33 protein-coding genes are annotated in these 21,684 nt (G+C 68.8%); 8 read left to right on the forward strand and 25 right to left on the reverse strand.

Translation table 11 applies throughout. The annotated features are described in order from the left end of the window. Positions 1-399 (forward strand): DNA methyltransferase (locus tag CCR97_RS10445; protein ID WP_201159481.1); only part of this gene is annotated, 399 nt, incomplete at its 5' end. Positions 400-591: 192 nt separating this feature from the next. After that, positions 592-807 carry a DUF6894 family protein gene (locus CCR97_RS10450; protein ID WP_111356228.1) on the forward strand — a complete coding sequence of 72 codons (216 nt, stop codon included), beginning with the start codon at positions 592-594 and terminating at the stop codon, positions 805-807. Between the two features lie 69 nt (positions 808-876). On the opposite strand, the gene CCR97_RS10455 is transcribed toward CCR97_RS10450, so the two are convergent. The 6 genes from CCR97_RS10455 to CCR97_RS10475 form a co-directional block, all read right to left on the reverse strand. Further along, positions 877-1,692: a hypothetical protein gene (locus tag CCR97_RS10455; protein ID WP_111356227.1), complete on the reverse strand. Its 816-nt coding sequence runs from the start codon at positions 1,690-1,692 to the stop codon at positions 877-879. Then, positions 1,689-1,970 carry a hypothetical protein gene (locus CCR97_RS10460; protein ID WP_111356226.1) on the reverse strand — a complete coding sequence of 94 codons (282 nt, stop codon included), beginning with the start codon at positions 1,968-1,970 and terminating at the stop codon, positions 1,689-1,691. The genes CCR97_RS10455 and CCR97_RS10460 overlap by 4 nt, the downstream gene beginning before the upstream one ends. 2 nt (positions 1,971-1,972) lie before the next feature. Beyond that, the gene (locus tag CCR97_RS10465) at positions 1,973-2,407 is read right to left on the reverse strand and encodes a hypothetical protein (protein WP_111356225.1); all 435 of its coding nucleotides are present in this window, start codon (positions 2,405-2,407) and stop codon (positions 1,973-1,975) included. Between the two features lie 263 nt (positions 2,408-2,670). Further along, the gene (locus tag CCR97_RS10470; protein ID WP_111356224.1) at positions 2,671-2,934 is read right to left on the reverse strand and encodes a hypothetical protein; all 264 of its coding nucleotides are present in this window, start codon (positions 2,932-2,934) and stop codon (positions 2,671-2,673) included. Further along, positions 2,931-3,059, reverse strand: a complete 129-nt coding sequence (locus CCR97_RS32045; RefSeq protein WP_274611508.1) for a hypothetical protein — start codon at positions 3,057-3,059, stop codon at positions 2,931-2,933. Before CCR97_RS32045 ends, CCR97_RS10470 begins: the two co-directional genes overlap by 4 nt. Beyond that, a complete protein-coding gene (locus CCR97_RS10475; RefSeq protein WP_244670370.1) occupies positions 3,056-3,424 on the reverse strand; it encodes a hypothetical protein in 369 nt (122 codons plus the stop codon). Before CCR97_RS10475 ends, CCR97_RS32045 begins: the two co-directional genes overlap by 4 nt. A 391-nt stretch (positions 3,425-3,815) precedes the next feature. Here CCR97_RS10475 and CCR97_RS10480 point away from each other — a divergent pair, with 391 nt between their 5' ends. The 3 genes from CCR97_RS10480 to CCR97_RS10490 all read left to right on the forward strand — a co-directional run bounded on the left by CCR97_RS10480 (position 3,816) and on the right by CCR97_RS10490 (position 5,223). Then, positions 3,816-4,337: a hypothetical protein gene (locus CCR97_RS10480; protein WP_111356223.1), complete on the forward strand. Its 522-nt coding sequence runs from the start codon at positions 3,816-3,818 to the stop codon at positions 4,335-4,337. A gap of 89 nt (positions 4,338-4,426) precedes the next feature. Next, entirely contained in the window at positions 4,427-4,795 is a 369-nt protein-coding gene (locus CCR97_RS10485; protein ID WP_111356222.1) for a hypothetical protein, read from the forward strand. Positions 4,796-4,827: 32 nt separating this feature from the next. Next, entirely contained in the window at positions 4,828-5,223 is a 396-nt protein-coding gene (locus CCR97_RS10490; protein ID WP_146618676.1) for a hypothetical protein, read from the forward strand. A gap of 67 nt (positions 5,224-5,290) precedes the next feature. Here CCR97_RS10490 and gp17 read toward each other — a convergent pair whose 3' ends face one another. The 17 genes from gp17 to CCR97_RS10575 form a co-directional block, all read right to left on the reverse strand. Next, positions 5,291-5,686 carry a tail completion protein gp17 gene (gp17, locus tag CCR97_RS10495; RefSeq protein ID WP_170145728.1) on the reverse strand — a complete coding sequence of 132 codons (396 nt, stop codon included), beginning with the start codon at positions 5,684-5,686 and terminating at the stop codon, positions 5,291-5,293. Positions 5,687-5,690: 4 nt separating this feature from the next. Then, positions 5,691-7,925, reverse strand: a complete 2,235-nt coding sequence (locus CCR97_RS10500; protein WP_111356220.1) for a tape measure protein — start codon at positions 7,923-7,925, stop codon at positions 5,691-5,693. Positions 7,926-7,934: 9 nt separating this feature from the next. After that, positions 7,935-9,536: a terminase large subunit gene (locus CCR97_RS10505; RefSeq protein WP_170145727.1), complete on the reverse strand. Its 1,602-nt coding sequence runs from the start codon at positions 9,534-9,536 to the stop codon at positions 7,935-7,937. Continuing rightward, the gene (locus CCR97_RS10510) at positions 9,514-9,882 is read right to left on the reverse strand and encodes a P27 family phage terminase small subunit (RefSeq protein ID WP_111356218.1); all 369 of its coding nucleotides are present in this window, start codon (positions 9,880-9,882) and stop codon (positions 9,514-9,516) included. The genes CCR97_RS10505 and CCR97_RS10510 overlap by 23 nt, the downstream gene beginning before the upstream one ends. After that, the gene (locus tag CCR97_RS10515) at positions 9,879-10,196 is read right to left on the reverse strand and encodes a phage head closure protein (RefSeq protein WP_111356217.1); all 318 of its coding nucleotides are present in this window, start codon (positions 10,194-10,196) and stop codon (positions 9,879-9,881) included. The genes CCR97_RS10510 and CCR97_RS10515 overlap by 4 nt, the downstream gene beginning before the upstream one ends. Before the next feature lies 1 nt (position 10,197). Next, positions 10,198-10,461 carry a hypothetical protein gene (locus CCR97_RS10520; RefSeq protein ID WP_111356216.1) on the reverse strand — a complete coding sequence of 88 codons (264 nt, stop codon included), beginning with the start codon at positions 10,459-10,461 and terminating at the stop codon, positions 10,198-10,200. 1 nt (position 10,462) lies between these two features. Then, positions 10,463-10,906: an HK97-gp10 family putative phage morphogenesis protein gene (locus CCR97_RS10525; protein WP_111356215.1), complete on the reverse strand. Its 444-nt coding sequence runs from the start codon at positions 10,904-10,906 to the stop codon at positions 10,463-10,465. A 2-nt stretch (positions 10,907-10,908) separates the two neighbouring features. Beyond that, positions 10,909-11,493 (reverse strand): head-tail connector protein, encoded by a 585-nt coding sequence (locus CCR97_RS10530; RefSeq protein WP_170145726.1) that lies wholly within the window; start codon positions 11,491-11,493, stop codon positions 10,909-10,911. A 79-nt stretch (positions 11,494-11,572) separates the two neighbouring features. Further along, the gene (locus CCR97_RS10535) at positions 11,573-11,875 is read right to left on the reverse strand and encodes an HNH endonuclease (protein ID WP_338049066.1); all 303 of its coding nucleotides are present in this window, start codon (positions 11,873-11,875) and stop codon (positions 11,573-11,575) included. Between the two features lie 38 nt (positions 11,876-11,913). Beyond that, positions 11,914-12,225 (reverse strand): hypothetical protein, encoded by a 312-nt coding sequence (locus CCR97_RS10540; RefSeq protein ID WP_111356212.1) that lies wholly within the window; start codon positions 12,223-12,225, stop codon positions 11,914-11,916. 227 nt (positions 12,226-12,452) lie between these two features. After that, positions 12,453-12,887, reverse strand: a complete 435-nt coding sequence (locus CCR97_RS10545; RefSeq protein ID WP_111356211.1) for a hypothetical protein — start codon at positions 12,885-12,887, stop codon at positions 12,453-12,455. Positions 12,888-12,912: 25 nt separating this feature from the next. Then, positions 12,913-14,085, reverse strand: coding sequence for a phage major capsid protein (locus CCR97_RS10550; RefSeq protein WP_111356231.1), 1,173 nt, complete (start codon positions 14,083-14,085; stop codon positions 12,913-12,915). A gap of 5 nt (positions 14,086-14,090) precedes the next feature. After that, positions 14,091-14,594, reverse strand: a complete 504-nt coding sequence (locus tag CCR97_RS10555) for an HK97 family phage prohead protease (RefSeq protein ID WP_111356210.1) — start codon at positions 14,592-14,594, stop codon at positions 14,091-14,093. Then, on the reverse strand, positions 14,591-15,778 hold the full coding sequence (locus CCR97_RS10560) for a phage portal protein (RefSeq protein ID WP_170145725.1): 1,188 nt from the start codon (positions 15,776-15,778) through the stop codon (positions 14,591-14,593). Before CCR97_RS10560 ends, CCR97_RS10555 begins: the two co-directional genes overlap by 4 nt. A 133-nt stretch (positions 15,779-15,911) precedes the next feature. Next, on the reverse strand, positions 15,912-16,409 hold the full coding sequence (locus CCR97_RS10565) for a hypothetical protein (RefSeq protein ID WP_111356208.1): 498 nt from the start codon (positions 16,407-16,409) through the stop codon (positions 15,912-15,914). Then, the gene (locus CCR97_RS10570; protein ID WP_111356207.1) at positions 16,406-17,026 is read right to left on the reverse strand and encodes a hypothetical protein; all 621 of its coding nucleotides are present in this window, start codon (positions 17,024-17,026) and stop codon (positions 16,406-16,408) included. Before CCR97_RS10570 ends, CCR97_RS10565 begins: the two co-directional genes overlap by 4 nt. Then, positions 17,023-18,141 (reverse strand): helix-turn-helix domain-containing protein, encoded by a 1,119-nt coding sequence (locus CCR97_RS10575; protein ID WP_338049067.1) that lies wholly within the window; start codon positions 18,139-18,141, stop codon positions 17,023-17,025. The genes CCR97_RS10570 and CCR97_RS10575 overlap by 4 nt, the downstream gene beginning before the upstream one ends. A gap of 165 nt (positions 18,142-18,306) precedes the next feature. Between CCR97_RS10575 and CCR97_RS10580 the strand changes: the two genes are divergently transcribed. Together CCR97_RS10580 and CCR97_RS10585 are read left to right on the forward strand one after the other, a co-directional pair. Next, positions 18,307-18,606 carry a DUF6894 family protein gene (locus CCR97_RS10580; protein ID WP_111356205.1) on the forward strand — a complete coding sequence of 100 codons (300 nt, stop codon included), beginning with the start codon at positions 18,307-18,309 and terminating at the stop codon, positions 18,604-18,606. A gap of 430 nt (positions 18,607-19,036) precedes the next feature. Next, entirely contained in the window at positions 19,037-19,273 is a 237-nt protein-coding gene (locus tag CCR97_RS10585) for a hypothetical protein (RefSeq protein WP_111356204.1), read from the forward strand. A gap of 215 nt (positions 19,274-19,488) precedes the next feature. On the opposite strand, the gene CCR97_RS10590 is transcribed toward CCR97_RS10585, so the two are convergent. After that, positions 19,489-20,493: a Bug family tripartite tricarboxylate transporter substrate binding protein gene (locus CCR97_RS10590; protein ID WP_111356203.1), complete on the reverse strand. Its 1,005-nt coding sequence runs from the start codon at positions 20,491-20,493 to the stop codon at positions 19,489-19,491. A 61-nt stretch (positions 20,494-20,554) separates the two neighbouring features. Further along, complete coding sequence (locus CCR97_RS10595) at positions 20,555-21,421, reverse strand: amidohydrolase family protein (RefSeq protein WP_111356202.1); 867 nt, start codon at positions 21,419-21,421, stop codon at positions 20,555-20,557. Between the two features lie 139 nt (positions 21,422-21,560). On the opposite strand from CCR97_RS10595, the gene CCR97_RS32050 reads away from it, so the two are divergent. Continuing rightward, positions 21,561-21,684: LysR family transcriptional regulator (locus CCR97_RS32050; protein ID WP_201159482.1), on the forward strand; the 124-nt coding region annotated here is incomplete at its 3' end.

Here is a 21,684-nt window from a genome sequence, read left to right on the forward strand (position 1 = left end):
GGGTGGGTGTGGCGGGGGATCGTGCCCTGGGACAAGACCGAGGCCAGCCGGCCCCAGCTCGGCCGATATCGGGTGCAGGCCGAGTACGCCGTGTGGGCCACCAACGGGTCGCGGATCCTGGCCGGCCCGGTCGCTCCGGGCGTGTTCCGGGCACCAGTGCCGAAGGTGAAGCACCACATCGCCGGCAAGCCGGTCGAGCTGATGGCCGGGCTGCTCGGCGTCATGGAGGGGCCGGTCCTCGATCCCTTCATGGGGTCCGGGACGGTCGGGGTCGCCTGCGTCGCCCGGGGGCTGCCCTACATCGGGATCGAGGTCGAGCCGGCCTACTACGAGGTGGCGTGCCGGCGCCTCGAAGAGGCCGTCAAGGCGGCTTCAACGGTGGCTCCTAATGCCGGCTAGCTCGTTAGGTGAGCAAACGGACTGCGGAAAACATGAAACGACCGGCCATCGCTGGGCGCGAAGCAAGAATTTCGGTAGCCTCTGGTTGAAAAGCCCACCGCAGCGTCACCCCCTGCCGGCAGGCAGTGCAAGAAGACACCGCTTCGGACCAATTGAGAGTTCTGGGCGTGCACAGATCGCTGGAGCTTCGGTATGCCCCGGTTCTTCTTCCATCTCACGGGCAGGAGATCGGCCCGGGACGAAATAGGTGGAGACTTCCTCTCGGTCCTCGATGCGGTCGAGAACGCCCGTCAAGTGGCGTTCGAACTCGCTCGGAACATCGACCCCGATCTTACCAAAGATGCATTTGTGGTCGTCGAGGACGAGCGCGGGCGGGCAGTGTACTCGGCCCCCTTGGACTGCCCCTAGGGAAGCATTCGGAACGGCCTGCAGGAGCCCACACGCTAGGGCAAAACCGCTGCCATCCGATCTTGCGCGCTATGCCATCCGATTTTGCGCGCTACAACTGAGCGCTCCACCGACCGGCTTCCCGGTCTTGCCGCGCTCCGTGAAGAACGCCTCGCCAGCGGCCCTGCGGGCGAGCTGAGAGGCACGCAGAGCCCGGACGTCGCCGGGGCTCATCTGGGTGTCCCAGGCGACGGCGACGACGGCCGCGAGGCCGTAGTACCCCATCCGCCACGCGCGCTTCGCGACCCGGGCGATCTCGCCCTCAGACCAGGTTAGCGACCGGCCCGCGGCTGCGCGGTTGCGAACGCCGAGAGATGGGTCGGCGTCGCGGACGCAGTAGCCGAGCGCGGCCGACACCTTCCAAAGGGCGCGCCAGATCTTCACGCACCTGTGCGCCTCGCGAAGCGAGACCGTATCCTCGATCGCGCGTCGCCAAGCCGAGATGTCCTCGAGCGACACGGTGCGCGGATCACAGTCGCCGAAGACTGGCTTGATGCGCCGCCAGCACCGCCACCACTCCTCGCGTGTCCGCGGCTGCTTCGTCGCCCACTCGTCGGTGCGACGATAGCGGCGAAACGATTCGCCGAGCGACCGCGGCGGATAGACGGTCAGTTCCTCGGCTTGGTCCGGCGACAGGTTCTCGGCCGACACCATGGCGGGGGAGGGCGCCTCGCCGCGCCGCGTCTGATCCCACCGGCGATTCCAAGCCTCCGCGATCGCCCATGCTTCGGGCCCGTCTGGGCCGCATGGGACCGCGAAAAAGCCAAGGCGTTTCATCGTCGGGGTCGGCTCCCAGAAGCCTTTCCGCCGCTTCACGCGGTAGTGTCTGATCTTCACCCGGGTCATGCCGCTCCGCCTCGACGCATCGCGGCGATCCGATCCTGCGCGACGGTGCTGGAGTCACGGGCCTGTATCGCCACGCCGGCGCCGAAGAGGTGAGGATGGCGGGCGTCGCACCAGCGATCGATCGCGGTGAGGTCGAGGTTGCCCGTGTCCGGGTCCGGCCGCGGGAAGCCGCGGGCGATGAGCGACGGCAGCATCGCGGCGAACCGCTCGGCCGTGACGCCGAGGCGCCGGGCGGCGACCTCCGGCGGCACGTCGCGAGGGTCGACGCGAAAGCGCATGTTCAGGCGTCCTCGGTCGAGTCGGCGTGGATCTCCGCGAGGCGGTCGATGATCACGCCGCGGATCGCGAAGACGTCGAAGGTGATCTTGGTCGCCTCGGGCGGCGGCATCTCATCGGGCGGCGCCGCATCGGAGTAGACCGCGTCGCCCGTCTCCCAGGATGCCCACGTCACGGTTCGCGTGCGGTCGGGCGCCAGCTCGGCGACCTCTCGGACCGAGCAGGCGCGAGAGGCAGCGATGGAGAGCTGCATCTTCGTCGCCAGCAGCCGGGCCATCACGTAGCAGCCGACCATCTCCCAAACGTCGAATTTGCGCGGGGCGCCGGGCACGGCGGTGGTGCGCGGATGGTACCAGCGGCGCGCGACGGCCTCGTTGAATTTCAGCGGGTCGAGGCGGGTGACGCGCATCGCGATCGGGGTCGGGGCGAGGTAGAACATTGCGGCGCCTCTGCTCGGTTGGGGCGCCCTGTCTCGACATTCGGCGCCAAGCTTATGTTAAGACCATAGCATTGACCTTCGGTTACAACAATAGGAGAACTGCCCCGCGCCGCCCCCAGGCAGATCCGCCGGGCGGACCGGAAAGTTGGTGGCCATCGAACGGCGGTTTTTCACCCCAAAATTCCAGTAACCGCTTCTAATAGCTGGCTATTGTGGTGGACATCAGCGGGCCCGCCCCGGATTGCCCGGAGCGGGCCGACTGGTCAGGCCTCGGCCGTCTCGGGCCGCTGTTCGGCGCCGCCGACACGCCGCGCCACGCGCTCGCGGTGCAGCGCGTCGAACGTCGCCCGGAGCGCTATGCCATTGGCGCCGAGATCACCGGCGATGCGACGGAACGCCCGGCGCTGGCGGTTGTCGAGGTCGTCGTGGCTGGAGAGCAGGTCGAGCATCGAGGCGTACTCGGCCACGGCGTCGACCTGATCCTCGAACGAGTTCCAGTCTACGGCAGAGGCGGAAGCATCGGTCACGGGCGCCTCCCGATGCGCACCCCGAGGTGCTGCGGTCGAAGGGGCGAGACCCGACCGGCCGCGAAGCCGGCGAGCGCCGAGAGGATCGCGGCGAGGACGGCGATCGGAACGAGCGGCTCGATCATGACACCCTCCCGTAGACCTCTTCGAGGGCGTCCTGGTCGGCGACGCCGGACTCTGCCGGGTCCGCCTCCAGTTCGTCATCACCCGCGAAGCACGCGACACCGAAATTCGATTCGAGCGGGTCGTCTTCTTCCCCGGGCTCCGCGTCTTCGTCGGCGTCGTCGTCTTCGAGCGGGTCGTCCTCCTCGATGTCCGGGTCGCCGTCGAGTTCGTCGAGCAGCGAGATCAGGCGCTCGATCTCGGCCTCGGCGGCCCGGCGGGCGGCGCGGAGCTCGGCCGGGGCGAGGGTAGCCATCGGCGCGGCGCAGAACGCGGCAGCGCCCGCCGCACGGGCGGCAGCAGGCATCACGGGATGCAGGGTGGTCATGATGGTCTCTGGATCAAACCGGCTTGCTACGGCCGGGTGCCAGTGGGCAGCACTGGCGCCGGGAAGTTAGCAACGCCGCCAGAGACGACGCGCGACGGCCTTTCCCCGAAGGGTCTTGTATAGCCGCCGCCTTCCCGGCATAGTGGTGCCGTTCACGCTGGCGGCTAACCAGCGCGTCCTACATCAATGGCGACGGTTGATCCCGGCAAGGATCGCCCTGCCATCGCTCTGGTGCCAAACGGGCCCGGCAAGGCCTTTGGCGGGAGTTGCTACGCTCCGCTTACCAGACTGCCCGTATTCGGTTTCAAAATCAACAACACCGCGCAGCGCCCCTCCCCGGGGCGTGATCGCGCTGTTTCTGCTATGGTCGCCTCGGGTGGGGGGATCTGCGATGCGAGCGCTACTCGTCGCGGTGGCCGTAGCGCTATTCGGCGCCGCCGCGCTGAATGGCTTCTACGTCACGGGACCCGCGCTGCTCGAGCTTCGCGAAGACCCGCGAAACGAAACCGTGACGATGGTTCCGCACCTTCGATACGGCGTAGACCCGACCGTCATCGTCCTGGACTTGGTCTCTCTGGGTTCCACGGCGAGCATGGCCGACGTTGACCGCGTCATGTTCCAGATTGCGCACACCCTGCGAACGCGGAGCTTCACCGCAGCTCACCTCGCCTATCGCGGCAGCACTAAGTTCATCCTGTCAGGCGCCGACTTTCAGGAGATCGGCCGCGACTACGGGTCTCAGAACCCGATTTACACGATCCGCACCCTGCCGGAGAAGCTCTACCGAGCAGACGGCACGCGCGCATTCGGCACATGGACTGGCGGAGTTTTCGGGGTGCTGACGAAGCAGATGGAGGATCACCAAGCGATGCACGTCGACTGGTATCTTCGGGACGTAGCGCAGGCGCGCTAATTCTCCCCCGCGACTGCGCCGCTCAGAGGTTGTAGGCTGTCGTCGAACGATCCATCGAGATTCTGTTCGGGCCGGCGCCAGGGGGAACCATGGCAATGCACAAGACCTATCGATTCTCAGGCGGGAAATTAGAAGCGATCGAGCGGCCAGATTGGATAAAGCCGGCATTCGATGGGGACATTGACCTCTGGCACGCGGCACTTTCGTCCGTCGGCCTCATCCGCGACGAGACGTTTGGGGACGCTGGGCATACGCTCGAAGTTCACAAGCATTATGCCGGCCACTATTACGTTGAGTACTGGGACGCATCGGAATGTGTAATTGAGGTTCACATCGCCAATCCCGCCGACTACATTACATTCCGAGCGCAATATATTTCTCCGCTCGCGATGCTGATCATGAAATCGGACGAGCACGATGCGTGGCTCGATGAGCGCAGGCCTGACCGGCAGCGCTGAAGACCGCTTCGAAGCGTATTGACGAGGATCGCATGGATATCGCTGCAGCACTTTCATTGCTTGGTCAGGCAATCGGAGTTGTGAAAGACCTGAGAGAACTCGACAAGGGATTCGACGCCGCTGCGCTCAAAGCGAAGATGGCCGATCTATATGCCACACTCGCAGACGTGAAGATCGCATTGTCGGATGCTCGCGAGAGCATTCATGAGAGAGATCTGAAGATCAAAGAGCTTGAAAAAAAGATTACAGCTCTAAGCTCCGGAGAAGCTTGTCCGCTTTGTGAGGCCGGTCATCTGAAAGTAATTGCATCCCAGGAGCACCCTGACTTCGCCTTCGCTGGGGTGCAAGAGCGAACACTGAGGTGCACGAACTGCGGCCATACGGAGAAGCACCTGTACGATCCAAATGATCGGCCTAAGCGGAGGTGAAGAAAGTCGGCCGAGGTCGCCCCCGGCCGCCCCGATGCCGCGCCCGTTGCCCCCCGGAGTCGCGACGCTACTCGGCGATCACCTCGAACCCCTCCATGGCGACCCAGGTCCGCGACCCGGCGTCATCGACCGGCGAGATGTCCGACACGAGGTCGCGCGTGACGGTCCAGTGCCGGGCGCCCTGGACGTGCACGCCGTCCTTCAGCGCCGCCACGGCGGCCCGCGAGAGCCGGTCCGCGTCCGCGTAGGTTGCCGCCCGGCACGCCACCACGACCTTCGTCTCGGGCGCCCCGGTCGCGCCGTCCAGGTCGTAGGCCTCGGCCTCGCCGGTCCGGACCACGACGAGGTCGGGCGGCGCGCTGGTCTGCGGTGCTGCGCCGGCGTAGATGCGCGTGCCGGCGATCTCGGCGACGTCGGGCGCGGCCCGGAGCAGCGTGACGACGACGGTGACGGGCGTGGTCATGGGATCACCTCCGCACGAGCCGGTTGCGCGTCGCCAGCGCGGCATCCGTGGCTGACCCGGGCCGCCCGATGTTGCGGGCCTGCGCCTGGTCGATGATCACCTCGAGGTCGAGCCCACCGTCGGAGTTTCGCCGGCTCTCCGTCTTCACGGCCGCGCTGGCGTTGTTGTTCACCACGACGTTGACCGCGATCGGCGTGCCCTGCGACAGCTTGGCGAGCGCCGGCGGCGCCCGGCTTGCCCCGTCGAGGCTCGCCATCACGGCGCGGTCGCCGGCCGCCATGAAGTCTCCGACGAGCCCGCCTGAGGCGAAGCGGGGGACGCGGCCGCCGCTCTCGTTGATGGCATGCAGGAGCGGCAGTGTGCGCCGGGTCGCCTCGGCACGCACCACGAACTCGCCGGCCGAAAGCCGGGCCGGAATGCTGTCGCTGGTCGCGGTGCCGGCCCCCTGCACCAACCCGCCGCCCGCGAATCCGAGGAACGACTTCAGCCCCGAGAGGATGCTGCCACCGGAGCTGCCCGCACTGCCGTAGCCGAACAAATTCATGATCGACGCCTTCGCCTCCATGCGGATCAGGTCGCTGATCACGCTATCCGCGAAGTTCTTGAAGGCCTGGCTCGCGGTTTGCGATCCCGTAACGTAAGAGGTGAAAGCGTCGGCCGCAGTGTCGGCGGCGCGGTCGATCCGCATGAACGCCTCTGTCAAGAGCCGCTCACGCTGCGCGGCCTTCTCCATCGCGTCGGCGACCTCGTTGATCTTCGCGCGCTGCGCCTCCGTGACGGCGGTGTTCTTCATGCCCGCCTCGGCGTTCGCCTCCTTCGCCGCGGTTTCGAGCATCGCCACGGTTCGGGCGCGCTCCCGCGCTTCGGCGTTCTGACCGATCACCGCGTTTTCGGCGGTCATAACCGCGATGTGCTTCTGCGTCTGAGCGACGGCCCGTTCGAAGGCGTTCGTGTCTGCGCCGCCCTTGTCCTTGTCTTCCTTGACCGGGAACTTCTCGATCGAGACTTGCTTGTCCGGCGGGATCGTGACCGGCGGCTTGGTGGTCGGCTCGACGGGGGGCGACATGGTCGCTTTGAGGCCGCGGTCCTTGATCCGGTTGAACTCGTCGTTGAGGCTGTTGATGCGGGTCTGCAGGGTCTGCGCCATCGCGTAGTCGCCGCGCAGCTTGGTTTGGCCCGCCAGCGCGCCGGCCGCGGCGAGCTGCTTTTCCAGCTCGATCAGTTCCTTCGTGATCTCGACCGCCCGGACGCTGTCTCTGAAGCCGTCGATGTTGTCGACCCACGACCGGCCGGACACCTTGTCCATTGCCCGTCCGAGGCCCTCCATGATCTGGACGAGCGCCTTCGTCGCGCCGGTGGCGCTGTCGGTAGCGCCGGCCGCGTCGACCATGCGGTTCTTCAGCTTCACCCAGGCCGAAGAGAGCGTCGGATCAGCGCTCTTGGCGGCTTGCTCGAGCACGGGCACGCCGGCGAGGATGGCGCGGAAGAACGCCTCGGAGCTGACCTTGCCGTCCTTCACCAGCTTCGTCAGCTCACCGACGGAACCGCCAGCCTCCTTCAGCCCGGCCGCGGCAGCCTGCAAGATCGGCCGCGCCCCGTCCAAGAGCGAGTTGTACTCCTCGGCCTGCACCTTCCCGCCGGCCAGCGCCTGGCCGAGCTGGAGCAGCGCGCCGCTCGCTTCCGTCGCGTCGGTGCCGGCGACCTTCAAGGCGAGCGCCACGGCGTCGGTGAGCTTGATCAGCTCGCTCGACGAGGCGTGCAGCTCCTTCTGTGCGGAGGACACGCGACCGTAGAGCTTCACGAGCGCCTCGATCGGCACGGCGTTGCTCTGCGCCGATTCGTAGAGCTGGCGATAGACCTTCGACAGGCTGTCGCCTTCCAGGCCGGAGATCTTGAGGGCGTTCTGCAGGGTCGTGTACTGGTCCGCGAGCTGGCCGACCTGCTGGACGGAGACGGCCCCGGCGAGCAGCACGAAGCCTCTCCGGAGAGCGACGAGCGATGCTTCGGCCCCGAGCGCCGAGCCGCTCACCTTCGCCAGCGACGCCTCGGCGGCGCGGGCCGACTTGGCGAAGCTGGCGTCGAGCCCTTCGGTGAGCCGCCCGCCGGCGCCGAGGTGCTGCTTCAGCAGCGCCGCGGTGCGCCGGCTGTCGGCCTCGATCTTCCTGATGCTCTGGTCGAACTTCCTGCTGTTCGCTTCGAAGCTCGCGACCAGCCGCGCGACCTGGACTGACTCGGCCATCTGATCACCTCACCCGAATAGGACGTCGTCGAGGCGCCAGTCCTTGGCGCCGTAGATCGTGCTGCCGTCGCTGTGCATCGCCCGACCGATCGCCATGGCCGCGGCCTGCGCGGCGTCGATGGCGTCGGCGCTGCGCTTCTTCGAAAAGCGCACGAGCCCGGTATCGCCCACCACGGGCGTGACGTTGGACACGCACCAGCGCAGCACCGGGTGGCCGCCGTGCCGCAGCTTCCTCTCGAGAACGACGCGCTGGAATTCAGTGATCCCGTCGGTGTAGTGGAGCGCGCTCTGCGCATGCTCGACGACCGGGTGTCCGTCCTCGGCGAGCCGAGTCATGATGCGGCCGCCGAATCGGGGATCGAACGCGATCTCGCGGACGTCGAAGGTGGTGCAGAGCTCGACGATCTTCGCCTCGATTGCGGCCTCGTCCTGCACCGACCCGGGCGTGACGATCAGGTGACCGGCGGACTCCCACTCGCGCCACGGCTGATCGCTGTTCGCGGCGCGCAGCCGCACCGTGTCGGTCGGCAGGAAGCAGAACGGCACCACGGTGTAGCCGCCGTCGTCGTCGCGCAGCACCAGCACCACGGCGGTGAGGTCGAAGCTCTTCGACAGGTCGACGCCGAGCCAGGCGGTGCGGCCGGCCAGCGCCTTCACGTCGATCGGCGCCGAGCCCTCGTCCCAGACCGCCATGTCGACCCATCCGGCCGCGGTGCCGTCCTGCCAGCGGTTGAGATGGAGCTGCTCGAACTGCCGGCGGAACGCGGGAAGCTCCTTCGCCATCCGCACCGAGTCCCGGAGCGACGCGAGGTCCGGGAAGCCAGCGTCGAGCCCGGGATTCGCGAGCCGCCACGTCGCCTCGTCGTCCCACGGCAGATCGGCCGGCGCCTCGAAGATCACGGGCAGGAAGGACGGATCGACCACCTCGCCGGACTCGACGCGCTTCGCGTAGCGGTAAAGGTCGAGCCCGAGCGCCTGGTCGCGCCCGTCACCGGCGGTGCTGATGATGATGGTCAGTGCGTTGGGCACCTTCGCAGTGCCGGTCTTCAGGGCGCCCCACAAATCGACGGCGGTGCGGCCGCGCCACGCCGCGCACAGCTCGTCCGCGATCACGACCGCCGGCGTCTTGCCGAGCTGGGCATCGGCGTCGGCGCTGATCGCGTGATACTCGGCGCCGCTCTTCACGTGCACGATGCGGTTCTCCCACGCCCGAATCTTGGTCCGGGGCGAGAGGAGCTCGTCGAGGGCGAGCATCGACGCCGCCTCGCCGAAGGCAAGCCCGGCCTGCTCGCGGTCGACGCCGGCCGACACCACGAGGCTGTTCGGCGTCCGGAACGGGCCCACGGTGTGGGCGAGCGCGATCACGCCGGCCGTGGTCGACTTCCGCGCGCCCCGGCCGATCATGATGAAGGCGGTCCGCACCTGCCGGCGGCCCTGGTCGTCACTCGGCCCGTAGATGCGGGCGAGGATGCGCCGCCAGAACGGGGCGAGGTCGAGCCGCTTGTCGGCGTGCTCGGACTTCGGGTGCCGCAACAGGTCGACGAAGGCGAGGAGCTTCGCCGCCCGGCCGTGCGGATCCGGGATCGGGTCAGTCGAACAAGCCCAGTGCATCGTACGCGCTCTTCGGTCCAGGAGGGGCTTGCGGCTGGTCGAGCAGCCGGAGGCGGCGGGCGAAGCTGAGCATGCGAGCCGTCGCCTGTGCATAGGGGCGCGCCAGCGGGTGCGGCTTGGAGACGCCGTCCGTCGTCACGATCGCGCCTTCGCGCTTCAGCGCCGCGCCGTAGACCGCGACCAGGGCGGCATCCGAGCAGTAGGCGGCGAGTAACGGGCCGGTCGAGTCGGAGAGCACGCCGCGGCGCGCCAGCGACGTGGCGAGCTTCTTCCACAGCGCGGCGGCTGCCTTGTCGAGGTGCGCCGGCGGCGGCGGGACCGTGACCTTCGTGGTCTGCTTCGTCATGGCCGCACCGTGCACTGAAGCTCGAGCCCGACGCGCCGGCCCACCTCGCGGGTCGAGTTGATGTTGTAGGCCTTGCCGCCGTAGGAGACGCGATCGGTCACCAGCACGTCGCCGCGCCAGCGGATCAGGAACGTCGCCTTCTGCTCGGCGATCGTGGTGTTCGCGGCGAAGAACTCGCGGCCTCCGGTCTCCGCCAGCTTGGCCCGTTCGGTGGCATAGGTCGTGAACACCTCTTGCCACTCGCCGGTGACCGGGTCCTCGATGACCTCCATCCGCTGCAGGTCGATCACGCGGTCGAGCTGTCCGGCCAGCATGTTACTGCCTCGTCGGGGTGAGCGGATCGGCCGCCATGATCAGGCCGAGGGCCGCCTTGTTGGCCTCGGAGGCGTCCTCGGCCAAACGGTCGAGCACGATCTTCGCGCCCATGACGGCGACCTGCTGTTGACGGTCGTCGAGCCCGTCGAGCATCGCGACGACGCGCCGTTCCCGCTCGGCCGGATCCATGTCGATGGTGCCCAGCATGAAGTGCGCTATGCGCCACACCACCTCGGCGAGCCGCTGTCGTTCGGTGTCGAGCATGTCAGCCCCCCTCGGCCTGCCGGCGCGCCGCGGTCCGGACCGCCTTCGCCATGCGTCGCGCGAACGCCCGCTTCTGGGCTCGGAAGGCCGGCCAGAAGAACGGGTGCGGCTCGCTGCCGGGGTGGCGCGCGCCCTCGTAGATGCCGCCGACGATGTGCGGCTTCGTCCCGAATTCGACGAGCGCGCTGTGTCGGGCCGAGGTGTTGCCGCTGGTGACCGTGGTCGCGATCTCGTTGCGCGACTTCCCGGCGAATTGCGCGTGCGCCGGCGGCGGGCCGTTGCTGGCCTGGATCGACGCCCGGAGCGCCCCGGTCTTGAACGGCGCCAGCCCCTTGGCGAGCGCCACCATCTCGTTCGCGGCCCGCGTCGTCTCGGCCTGCAGCTCCTGCTTCGTCTGCTCGGACATGGCGCGCATCTTGCGGACGAACTTGTCGAGGCCCTCCATGGTCAGAAGCTCCACGGCCGGTGTGAGGCGATCAGGTCGAGCGCGACGGCCGGCACCGTGATGAGCTGGGCCTGCCCCAGATAGGCGTCCTCCCGCTGGCCGTAGAGCGTCGCGACGGTGGCGAGGATGGCTTGCCGGATCGGCTCCGGGACGGTGTCGGCCGCGGCGCCGTAGCCGGCCGTGAAGGTCACCGCGACGGCCTCGGGCCGGAGGTCGGTGGCCGGCCAGGCGGTCGCCGGCAGGACGTAGGCGCCGTCGAGCACGTCGAGCCCGTAGACGTCGTACTGGTCGGCGGCGAGCGTCTGGGTGGCGCCGGCCGCGTCGCGATAGGTGACCGCGGTGACGGCGCTCACCGGCGGCAGCGGTAGCTCCAGGCGGCCGCGCGGGAACCCGTCGAACTGGGCTTGCCACGTCTGCTCGATCAGCGGGCCGCACAGCCCGTCCCGGCCGTCGAACCGAGCGGTCGCCGCGGCGATCAGGCGGGTGATCAGCGCGTCATCGGCGTCGCCGGTCACGTTGAGATGCGCTTTGGCCTCGGCCAACGTGACGGGCGCGGCGGCCGGCGGGGTGATCAGGGTCAGGCTCACGGGCTCCTCCCGGGCGGAAAAAAACAGGGTCTGTCCCACGGCAGTGGACGGCGGCGGTCCGGTGGATCAGCGCCGGATCTCAGACTCCCCCCTCCCGTCGCCGCCATTCGGCTTGCTGGCGGGCCGACCGCGCGTTGTGGCAGCGCTCGCAGAGGGGCCGAAGGTTCGACCTGACGAGGCGAAGGTCAGGCCTGAACCTGACAGGCTGGATGTGGTCGACGTGCTCGGCGGGCGCACCGCACTTGGCGCACCTAGGCTGCTCGGCGAGGACCGACGCACGAAGCTGTTCCCACTCGTGGTCATAACCGCGCTGCCTCGCCGAGGGCCGCAGGTCCGGTGCCCGTGCTGGTCGGCACGAGCAGGGCTCGCCGGGTCGCACCACCCGACCGCAGCCACAGACCCGAGCGAACCTGCCCAAAATCAGACCATGACATTGCAGTCGCGCACCAGTTGGCGCACCGAAGCCTCAACGGTTGGCGGGACGGCAGCATAGAAGACGTGATCGACAATCACAGGAACGCGACGGCCGGTCAGGTAGCCACGCGCCAAGTCACTGCGATTGCATATGATGACGGTCGTCGCTTTCAGCACGTCCGCGCCGCGCACGTCATGGATCATCTGCTTGACGTATTCGCGAAGCCCCGAGTTGTGAACCACGACAACCGAGCCGGTTGCAGGGAGCGCCTTGATCATGGCCAAGGTCTGTCCGGTGCCTCTATCGGTAGTGGTCATACTGACCTCCAAAATCGGCGCGCGCCGTCGATCCCTAGGGGGTGTGTCAACCAGATAAGCATGAATCAGACTCTCGAATTGGTGCCGGCGTTGACCTGATTGGCGCCATGAAGACCCTCGCGAGTCGGGCGGCAGCGATCAGGTCTCGGGGTTCTTGGGACGCGCCGGCTCACCCCTAGAGGATTGCCGCCCTATCTTGGCCGAGCTCCGCGCCGGCCGAGATTTCGTCACGCCACCGGGGCGCTCGCCGGGTGACCCTTCACCACCATGACGGCGATGGGGGTGCCGGTGCTGTGCGTGCCGCCGAAGTCGGCCAGCACGCTGACGTAGCGCTTGCTGCCGATGTAGGAGAGCTTCGTCACGTCGGCCGCGGCGTGTGCCGCGACCAGCGACTTGACGATGCCGCCGGCCGCGACGGTGACGCCGAGCACGTCGCTCTGCGACACCGCGACGTGGTCGTTCACGGTGTCGGTGTCGCCGTGCTTCAGCACAAACTCGATCTTGTTCGTATCGGTGAAGGTGATGCCGCCGGCGCCGATCGCCAGCAGCAGGGCGAGCGACTCGAAGCCGAGGCGATCGATCGCGACCGGCGTGTTGTCGGCCGACAGGGTGGCGGGGCCGATGGCGAGCACCGGGCCGATGTTGCTGTGTCCGTCACGCATGATGGGTTCTCCTTCGGTCCGGCGATCAGCTCGTCGCCATCTTCAGCTTGCGCAGCGCAGCCGCCGCGATGACGCCGCCGCCGACGCGGCGCGTGGCGTGGAACCGGGTCATGCCGGTCGTCGCGAGCAGGTACGGGTTCACGAGGACCGACAGGCCGATCCGGTCGACGATCCGATAGCCGGTGTTGAAGTCGCCGAAGATGATCGGGAACGCGCCCGACCCGACGTCCGGAATGTCGACCGCCTCGACCACGGGGCGACCGAGAATCGTCTCGGGCTGGCCGGCCTGGAAGCTCGGCTGCCACAGATAGTTGTTCTGGCCGTCCTTGAGCTTCCGGATCGTTGCGAGGGTCGAGCCGTTCATCAGCCACGAGCCGCGATTCCGGTAGAGCGCCGGCAGCGCGTACATCAGCGTGATCAGGGCGTCGGCAGAGAGGTTCGTGGCGTGGCCGTTCGCCGTGTAGGCGATGGTCGCATCGCTCATGAAGCCCATGGGGGCCAGGACGCCGTCACCCGAGACGAACGCAGCGCCTTCCTTCTTGCCGAAGTCGTCGGCGAGCGCCAGCCGCACCTCGGCCTCGGCGCTGGCGCCGCTGTCCTGGAGGAGCTGGTTCGACACGTCGACATAGGTGTTCAGCTCGCGGACCGGCACCTCGAGCTGACCGAAGGCGGGCTCGGACCCGGTCTGCGCCTGCGTCTCGCCGCGCCACGCCGCGTTGGTGATCGCGGTGCGCCGCGGATAGATCACCGACGGGTTGCCGGTGCTGCGCACGCTGGCGATGCTGCGGATCGGCGAGAACTGCACCAGGTCGCGGATGAACTCGGTGCTGAACTCGGCCGGCGCCAGATACCCGCCGCCCGGGTCGCTCGACACGGTCAGCGCCTTGCGCTCGACCTCGCCGAGGCCGTCCTTGCCGTTGCGAAGGTAGACGTCGAAGGCCTTCTTCTCGATCGCCGCCGGCTCGTCCTCGGCGCCCTTCTTCACGGCCGGACGCGCGACCTTGGTCTCGACGTCGTCGAGGCGCTTGGTCAGCTTGTCGAGGTCGGCCGCCTTGGTCTCGACCGCCTTCAGGCGCTCGTCGACCGTCGCCTTCAGCTCGTCGAGGGCCTTGGTCACGAGGGTGTTCGGGTCGTCGGCGGCGCCGTCGTCGCCCTTCAATTCGATGACACCCGCGGGCGTCGGCCGAAAATGCTTCATGGTGATCACCTCGTTCGGAGGGCCGCGGCGGCCCGGTTGATCGCCTCGGCGAGCGCGATAGCGGCCGCGGCGGACTTGGCCCCGGTCACGCGCGCGCCGGGGTGCATGGGGATGGTGACGAGCGAGATTTCGGCGAGGTCGAGCGCCGTGATCGTGCGGCCGCCGCCCTTGCGGCCGGTGGCGCTCTTGGTGACGAAGCCGATGGACAGACCGCGCACGGCACCGGACTGGACGAAGGCGCGAACCTCGCGGGCGCGCGCGACGTCCTCGATCAGGAGACGGCCCGTGACGTGAAGTCCGTCCGCCTTCTCCTCGATCACGTTCCACGCTCCCACGGGCTCGGCGGGGTTGTGTTGGAACAGCATCGGCACCGGCGGGGCCGCCCCCTTGAAGGCGCCAGGCGCGACCATGTCGCCTACGCGGTCGGGCGTGCCGAACGGCCACGCGAGGCCCGTGATCGTGCCGGCCTCGTCGACCGCGAGAGAGGCCTTGAACTCGATCCTGCTCATTGCTGCGCGCCTCCGGCCGGCGGCTGCGGTGCGGCAGCGGGCGGCGCGCCGAGCGCCGACACCGGGACGTTCGCGCCCTGCATGACGTACTTCTCGCCACCCTGGTACGGCGGCATGCCGATCGTGCTGCGCGCCTCGTTCGGGTTCAGGATCCCGTGCGTCACGGCCTTGGCGAGGCCCTCGAACCGGGAGGCGAACTCGGCCCGCTCGAACTCTGTCGCGTCGAACTCGACCTCGAACGGCCACTCGTCGGGGCCGAACAGCACGATCTCCAGCGCGCCCTCCCACATCCGAATCCAGGGCAGGAGGCAGTACCGCACGAACTCGGCGCCCATCGTCTCGGCGTTGCCGCTCGGAGCCTTCTGCTGCTCGGCGATCTGGTGCGGGCTCACCCGCATGCCGCGGGCGATCTCTAGGGTCGCGCGCTCCCACACGCCCGTCAGCTCGGCGTCGACCGACGTCATCACGGCCGGATCGAAATCGACGTCCGGCTCGAGCAGCAAGGTCCGGCCGGCATTCTCCGGGCCGGACGCCGCCGCATCGAAGGCCTTCTTCAGGTTCTTCTTCGCATCTTCCGAGAGCTGCTTCTTCGGCTTCAGGTAGCCGCCCGGCTTGGCGCCGCGCCGGAACAGGTTCTCGACGTGCCGCATCAGGGAGAGCGACAGCGACAGCGGCCCGGCCAGCACCTCCGGCATCGCGCGGCCGTCGAAGCAGCGGATGTGCAGGATGTCGGCACGGGTGTGGACCTCGTTGGTCCCGTCGGCCAAGCTGATCCGGTAGACCGGTGGCTCGGTGGGCGCGGCCTGGTCGACCGTGCACGCCGCGCCGAGCGGCAGCAACTCGCGGATCTCGCCGTCGGGGCCGCGCGTCGCCAGCGCGAAGGCGTGGCCGCGCTGCATGGCGTCGATGGTGAGGCCGGCGACGAACTCGGACCAGGACAGCCACGAACACGGACGGTCGAGCAGCCGGGCCCGGCGATCGCCGCGGACGTGCTCGCGCTCGCCGGCGTCGCTGACCTTGATGATGCGCGCCGGGAGCACGGACAGCGCCTCCGAGATCAGACGGACGGAGCCGGCATAGGCCGGCACGCGCAGCGCGTCGCCCGATGTCACGGTGCCCGGCGCCACGGGCAGGCCGAGCAGCTCGGCCCACGAGATCGCGGTCGCCATGGTCGGAGCGGCCATGCCTTTGCGCTCCGCGGCGCCAGCGCCGAAGAGGGTTCTGAGCAGTCCCATCGATGTCCCTGAAATGCAAAACCCGCCGCGGCGGGGCCGGGCGGGCGCAGTTCCTGATCGTGCCGATTTATTAGCACAGGCCTCAGCCGGTCGCAACCTGATCACGACCGCTTCCCCACAGCTTGGCGAGCCGACGCAGCGACAGCTTCAGCCAAGCCCCGACGTGATCACGGTCAGCCTTCCGTGTCCGCCCCTGCTCGTCGCGGCCGAACAGGCTGCCCGCCGCGTCGTCGATCGTGTAGCCGCGGCCCACCACCATCTCGACGACCACGGTCCCGCCAACCCGGGCGAGCGCGCGATCCGCCTCGTTGAGCAGCAGCCCGGCCGCCAGCCGCGCGGCCGAGTGCGAGCCGCTCGACGGCGCCGACGGCGTGCGGTCCGGATCGAGCAGGTGCGAGCTGCCGCCGTACGTGCGTTCGAAAGCCGATCGGTAACGCAGCGCCGCGGCGTGCTCGGCAGAGCCGATCTGCTTGGCGCGCGCCATCAGCGTGATGGTGTCGACGACGCGCGCGGGCCAGGGGACGCCGTCGACGGCAGATGACGCCGTCGCGCGGCGCTGGGCGTGGCTCCGGGTTCTCATTGGGCGGCCTCGTTGCTCGCGGGTTTCTCGAACGGAGCGATCGCTCGTCGGCGCCGCGCCCCTGCTCGTTTTTCGAGTTCTGGCAGGGCGGCGCTCGCCTGCTCGACCACCTTGTCGAGCCGGGCGAGGCTGTGCGTGGCAACCCTGAGCTTCGACTCCTGCACGGCGACCTCGGCGAGAACTGCAGCGATCGCCGGGAGCCACTCCCGCGTGGTTCGGAGCGTGCGCACCGCGGCGGAGAGCGCACCGACCGTCGGCTGCGTCGCCCTGACATCCTCGGCCAAGAGTCGGCCGTAGAGCGCGAGGTCGTGATCACGACCGGCATGCGGAAAGGCAGCAACGAGCAGCGCGAGGTGCTTCGCAATCTCGTCGTCCGTGGCCGGCACACGGGCCTTGTTGAGCCACGCCCCGATCCGATCCGGCACGCCGTCGGTCTGGAGCTGGCGGGCTGCGGTGAGCGCCGGAATCAGCTCGCGGTCGGGATCGATCCCGTAGCCGGCGTATTCGATGGCCCGGGTGAGCCTGGCCGTGATGGCGGCGACATCGCCGACCGCGCGCTCGACCAGTTCGATCGAGCGGCCGCTCGGGCTCACCGTGGCAACCTGCTGGTGGGTCATCGGCGATCCTCCAGGAAGCTCGCAATCCCGGCGACGGCGGAGGCGATCCCCGTGCGCCGCGCTGCGCCGTCGAGGGCGTCGGGCTCGTCGAGCCACGCTTCGGCGTTGAGCCACGTCGTCGGGTGCTTCGTGAACTTCGGGTCCTGCCCGGCACGCTCTGCGGCGTAGCGGCGGGCCCCAGCGATGACGGCGGCGGGATCTGCGCCGGCCTTCAGCGCCGCGGCGAAGGCGCGCTCTGCCGCCCCTTTGGCCTTCCGGCGGGGGTAGGCGTCCCAGAACTCGGCGAAGGCCCGGTCGACCTCGGCCATGCTCGGCTTGGCCGTCCGGGCAGGGCGGCCCGGCGGCCCGCTGGCGGTCGGTGGCGGGAACAGCTCGCCGTCGTGGATGACCGAAAGAGACTCTTCCCGGTTTCTTTTCCCGGTTTCATTTCCCGGTTTCTCTATAGGGCATGCGGAATCCCGCACATCGGATATGCGGGATTCCGCACATCTGTCATGCGGGATTCCGCACATCTTCGCCGGTTCATCGGCTGCTAGCTGCGCGGAATCCTGCACATCTTGCTGTGCGGTTTCCCGCACATCTTCGTGGCCGTCGAGCTGTGCGGAATCCTGCACATCTTCGACCGGCCCGACGCGGTCGAAATTCAGGGTGTAGATCGACGAGCCCGGCCGCCGCTGGACAGTCAACCATCCGCCTGCGGCGAGCTCGCCGATCACGTCGGAGACGACCCGCCGTTTGCAGCCCGAGAGCTCGGCCAGCACCTCGACGCGGGGGTCGCATCGGCCGGTGCGCGAGTTGTGGCAGTTGAGCAGCACCCCGAACACCACCTTCGCCCGGGGCGACAGGCCTGGATCCGCGTGCGCCGCCTGGAGCAGGTTCCACTTGGCAAGGAGGGGGGTCGAAGTGGGGCCCTCCGCTCCCGTCGTCGAGCGGGTAGGCGGGGCTCGGCGCGTTCCAACTCTTCCCCGAATCAGGCCGGATTCCCGAGGCGCAGAACTCGGAACAATCCTTGATGCTGCGGTTAGATCACAGGGCCTGTCACGCCGGAGGTCGCGGGTTCGAGCCCCGTCGCTCCCGCCAGTCTTTTCAGAGACTTGGCAGACTTCCCCGAACAGCCTTACAGTTCATTCGGTGATCGCTGATCGACGCTTTGCGTCGGCCGCTCGATTGTGGGCGGAGCGGCGAGCCGGTCGGGAAGGCAGGGCGGACGAGCAGGCTTCCGGTCTGGCTCGGAACAATTCGGCGGCCGGGGGCTTGTGATAAACGGCTGGAGCTTCGGCATGCCCCGCTTCTTCTTCCATCTCACCGGCGGACGGTCGGCCCGGGACGTCACGGGGGATGACCTCCCCTCCGTCCTCGACGCCGTCGAGAACGCGCGACAGGTCGCGTCCGAGCTCGCCCGGAATGTCGACCCCGATTTCGTCGAAGGGGCCTTTATCGTCGTGGAGGACGAGGGCGGTCGGCCGGTGTACTCGGTTCCCCTGAACCGTCCAGACAGGAACCGCCGATTTCTGAACCGCCGATTTCTGAGACGTCCGGACCCATCGCCTGCGCTGGCGAACGAGAACCGCACACCGTAGCCAACGCGGCCGCTCTTGCCGCGACGGTGTCACCGGCTCTCCCGGAGGAGACCAGGCGACCATCGCCCGTGCGAACCTCCCACGCGACATCGTCGCCTGATAGAACAAGGCGATAAGTGAGCGAGCGCATGAACAGGCTCCCGTCTGACGAGCGGGAGCACGAACGGTCTCTCAGCCACCGACGCCCGTTGCCGCTGCCGGTGATACGTTTCAATGCGGATCGCGCCGATTGGTTCCATGATCCTTCCGGAGCGGCTGGCCGCCCACCGTCGGGCCAGCCGAATCGGCGCGCCTCCCGGCACCGGCGGTCGCCGGCATGCCCGCGCCCTGCGCATGGGGTTCAGGAAAACCACCTGCTGTTCAAGACCGGACGCCCGGTGTTAATCTTCGCCCGGGGAGGGGGATAACCCGGTTTCGAGGTGTGATCCCCATGCGGAATGCCGTCGGCCTTCTCTGCGCGGTCGCCATCGGCCTCACGGCCACGGCCTGCACGCGATCGACGTCGCCGGTCGGACAGGTGGTGGCATCGGCCAGTCCCGGCGAGATGCTGCGCGACGAGCTCGCCGCAAGGCGCGAGCGGCGCCCCGCCTGCGAGCAGCAGGCGCGCGAGCACGCCTTCACACCGTCGCAGCGCGCGAGCTTCGTCTGGACCTGCGTGAACCGCTGAGCCGGATCTTGTAGACCCTTGGCCGCGTGTCTCGGCCGCGTGCCCCGGACAAGGCACGGCGGGCCGCAGGCGCGCCGTGCCGCAGAACCGGGGCCCAGGGGCCGCCGGACGATCTCGTCGTCTGATCGCCCGGGTCCCGGCTCGCGGTGCGATGCACCGCGTCCGGGACACGAAGACGTGCCACTGGGCCGGCGCCGAGCCGACAGTCCCTCCGCCTACTTCTTCTCGATGCCGGCGGCTTCCACCACCTTGGCCCATTTCGCCACCTCGCGGGCGATCCGGGCCTTGAAGTCCTCCACCGAGCAGCCTTCCGCCCGCATGCCGTACTTCGTCGCGGCGGATTGAATGTCGGGCAGCGCCAGCACCTCGACCACGGCCTTGTTGAGCGTCGCGACGATGTCGGGCGGCGTCGCCGCCGGTGCCGCAAGGCCGTTCCAGCTCGTCACCTCGTAGCCGGGCAGGCCGCTCTCGGCGACGGTCGGCACGTTCGGCAGCGAGGGCGCCCGCTGCGTCGCGGTCGTCGCCACGGCGACGATCTGGCGCTCCTCCAGCGGACCCTGCAGGGCGGCCTGGTACTCGAACAGCACGTCGACGTCGCCCTGGAGCATCGCGGTGACGAGTTGCGGCGTGGTCTTGAACGGGATCGCCGTCACGGTGATGCCGGCCATCGACTTAAACAGCTCGCCGCCGAGATGCTGGTTGCTGCCGGGATTGATCGAGCCGAAGTTGAGCTTGCCGGGCGACGCCTTGGCGGCTGCGATGATGTCCGCGACGCTCTTCAGCGGCGAGCCCGCCTTGGTCGCGATCACCAGGCCGTAGGCGGCCGTGGTCGAGATCGGCACCAGGTCGCGCTCGAGGTCGTAGGGCAGCGACTTGAACAGCGACTTCGCCGCCGTGAGCCCGCCGCCGATCATCGCCAGCGTGTAGCCGTCCGGGGTTGAGGCGACCACCGAGTTGATGCCGATCACGCCGGCGGCGCCCGGCCGGTTGTCGATGATGAACTGTTGGCCGAACTTGTCGGAGAGCTTCTGCGCCACCATCCGCATGGTCACGTCGGCGATGCCGCCCGCGCCGTAGGGCACGATGATGCGAACCGGCCGGCTCGGATAGCCGGCCTGAGCCCGCGCGGCCGCCGGCAGCAGCGCGGCGAGCGCCCCGGCGAGGCCGCCGAGGAGCAGATTGCGACGGTCGGTGTGCAGCGGCGCGAGGGGGGCGGTCATGGAGGTCCTCCGGTCGTTGTTTTTGCCCGATGCCTCGAACGGCACCAGGAAGGCAGGGTGATCAGGCGGGCACCGGCGCGGCGGCGAGGGCGGGATAGAGCCGGCGCGCCGTGCCGGCGAAGATCTTTTCCCGGTCGGTCTCGGACAGGCAGGCGAGCGCTGCGCGGGCAGCGTCGAGAATGCGGCTCACCGGCCCCGGCTCGGCCGGGAAGTTGGAGCCCCAGGCGATGCGCTCCGCACCGTACACGCGGACGAGGCGCGGGAAGAAGTCCTCCGGCCGCGACGCCCCGTTCGACGCCTCGCGCACCGTCCGGCTGGTCAGCTTCAGCACCACGTTGGGCCGCTCGGCGAGGCGCCACAGCCAGTCGGCCTTGTCATAGGGCGCGCCGTCGGAGAGGTCGACGCGCGAGAGATGGTCGAGCACCACGGGAACCTTGCGGAAGCGGTCGAGCAGCACCGTGAGCTGATCGACGCCCTCGGGCCGCATCTGCACGCACACCGGCAGGCCGGCCGCCTCGGCCCGCTCCCAGATCGGGAAGGTGCGCGGGTCGGCGAGCCAGCCGGCCTGGCCGGGCTGCGTCGTGCCGGTGGTGAACAGGCGCAGCCCCGAAAACCCCTTCGCCACCCAGCGGTCGAACACGGCGGCGGCGTCGGGCGCGAACAGGTCCATCGAGAACACGCCGGTGAAGCGCTCCGGGAAGGTCGCGATCGCGTGGGCCGCGTAGGAATTGTCGAAGCCGTAGGCCGTGGAAGCCTGCACCACGGCGGCCTTCGCGACGCCCGCCTCGTCGAGCGCCGCGACGAGTTCCTCGGCCGTGCACGGATGGGCGTGCGACCAGTCCGACTGCTTGCCGCCGAGCGGCGCCAGCGGATAGCGCGCCGTATCCGGCGAGATCACATGCGTGTGGATGTCGATGATGGCGGTCATGGGCGGCTCCTGGGAGCGCCAGTTCAGCATTTTTCGGCCGTTCGGCCGGCATTCCAACGCTGCCGCGCGCCATGAATTCATGCTAAGTCGAATTGTTCAGGTCGACCCGCCTGCCGGCCCGGTCGGCCGTCGAGAGAGGATGCTTCGCGTGGACGGGACCCGGCTCGGCCGGCTGCGCGCCTTCGATCAGGTGGCGACCGCCGGCGGCATGACGGCGGCGGCCGCGGCGCTGCGGCTGACCCAGCCGGCGGTGAGCCGAGCCG

The organism is Rhodoplanes elegans (assembly GCF_016653355.1).
Classification (GTDB): Bacteria; Pseudomonadota; Alphaproteobacteria; order Rhizobiales; family Xanthobacteraceae; genus Rhodoplanes; species Rhodoplanes elegans.

Bases quoted from the DNA above. Each gene is read 5' to 3' on its own strand.
- CCR97_RS10480 (WP_111356223.1), top strand. From the start codon at position 3,816: ATGCGAGCGCTACTCGTCGCGGTGGCCGTAGCGCTATTCGGCGCCGCC.
- CCR97_RS10595 (WP_111356202.1), bottom strand. From the start codon at position 21,421: ATGACCGCCATCATCGACATCCACACGCATGTGATCTCGCCGGATACG.
- CCR97_RS10490 (WP_146618676.1), top strand. From the start codon at position 4,828: ATGGATATCGCTGCAGCACTTTCATTGCTTGGTCAGGCAATCGGAGTT.
- CCR97_RS10550 (WP_111356231.1), bottom strand. From the start codon at position 14,085: ATGAAGCATTTTCGGCCGACGCCCGCGGGTGTCATCGAATTGAAGGGC.
- CCR97_RS10585 (WP_111356204.1), top strand. From the start codon at position 19,037: ATGCGGAATGCCGTCGGCCTTCTCTGCGCGGTCGCCATCGGCCTCACG.
- CCR97_RS10485 (WP_111356222.1), top strand. From the start codon at position 4,427: ATGGCAATGCACAAGACCTATCGATTCTCAGGCGGGAAATTAGAAGCG.
- CCR97_RS10455 (WP_111356227.1), bottom strand. From the start codon at position 1,692: ATGACCCGGGTGAAGATCAGACACTACCGCGTGAAGCGGCGGAAAGGC.
- CCR97_RS10465 (WP_111356225.1), bottom strand. From the start codon at position 2,407: ATGTTCTACCTCGCCCCGACCCCGATCGCGATGCGCGTCACCCGCCTC.
- CCR97_RS10500 (WP_111356220.1), bottom strand. From the start codon at position 7,925: ATGGCCGAGTCAGTCCAGGTCGCGCGGCTGGTCGCGAGCTTCGAAGCG.
- CCR97_RS10545 (WP_111356211.1), bottom strand. From the start codon at position 12,887: ATGCGTGACGGACACAGCAACATCGGCCCGGTGCTCGCCATCGGCCCC.
- CCR97_RS10520 (WP_111356216.1), bottom strand. From the start codon at position 10,461: ATGCTCGACACCGAACGACAGCGGCTCGCCGAGGTGGTGTGGCGCATA.
- CCR97_RS10510 (WP_111356218.1), bottom strand. From the start codon at position 9,882: ATGACGAAGCAGACCACGAAGGTCACGGTCCCGCCGCCGCCGGCGCAC.
- CCR97_RS10565 (WP_111356208.1), bottom strand. From the start codon at position 16,409: ATGAGAACCCGGAGCCACGCCCAGCGCCGCGCGACGGCGTCATCTGCC.
- CCR97_RS10560 (WP_170145725.1), bottom strand. From the start codon at position 15,778: ATGGCCGCTCCGACCATGGCGACCGCGATCTCGTGGGCCGAGCTGCTC.
- CCR97_RS10460 (WP_111356226.1), bottom strand. From the start codon at position 1,970: ATGCGCTTTCGCGTCGACCCTCGCGACGTGCCGCCGGAGGTCGCCGCC.
- gp17 (WP_170145728.1), bottom strand. From the start codon at position 5,686: ATGACCACGCCCGTCACCGTCGTCGTCACGCTGCTCCGGGCCGCGCCC.
- CCR97_RS10590 (WP_111356203.1), bottom strand. From the start codon at position 20,493: ATGACCGCCCCCCTCGCGCCGCTGCACACCGACCGTCGCAATCTGCTC.
- CCR97_RS10515 (WP_111356217.1), bottom strand. From the start codon at position 10,196: ATGCTGGCCGGACAGCTCGACCGCGTGATCGACCTGCAGCGGATGGAG.
- CCR97_RS32045 (WP_274611508.1), bottom strand. From the start codon at position 3,059: ATGATCGAGCCGCTCGTTCCGATCGCCGTCCTCGCCGCGATCCTCTCG.
- CCR97_RS10475 (WP_244670370.1), bottom strand. From the start codon at position 3,424: ATGACCACCCTGCATCCCGTGATGCCTGCTGCCGCCCGTGCGGCGGGC.
- CCR97_RS10540 (WP_111356212.1), bottom strand. From the start codon at position 12,225: ATGACCACTACCGATAGAGGCACCGGACAGACCTTGGCCATGATCAAG.
- CCR97_RS10570 (WP_111356207.1), bottom strand. From the start codon at position 17,026: ATGACCCACCAGCAGGTTGCCACGGTGAGCCCGAGCGGCCGCTCGATC.
- CCR97_RS10450 (WP_111356228.1), top strand. From the start codon at position 592: ATGCCCCGGTTCTTCTTCCATCTCACGGGCAGGAGATCGGCCCGGGAC.
- CCR97_RS10580 (WP_111356205.1), top strand. From the start codon at position 18,307: ATGCCCCGCTTCTTCTTCCATCTCACCGGCGGACGGTCGGCCCGGGAC.
- CCR97_RS10505 (WP_170145727.1), bottom strand. From the start codon at position 9,536: ATGCACTGGGCTTGTTCGACTGACCCGATCCCGGATCCGCACGGCCGG.
- CCR97_RS10555 (WP_111356210.1), bottom strand. From the start codon at position 14,594: ATGAGCAGGATCGAGTTCAAGGCCTCTCTCGCGGTCGACGAGGCCGGC.
- CCR97_RS10525 (WP_111356215.1), bottom strand. From the start codon at position 10,906: ATGGAGGGCCTCGACAAGTTCGTCCGCAAGATGCGCGCCATGTCCGAG.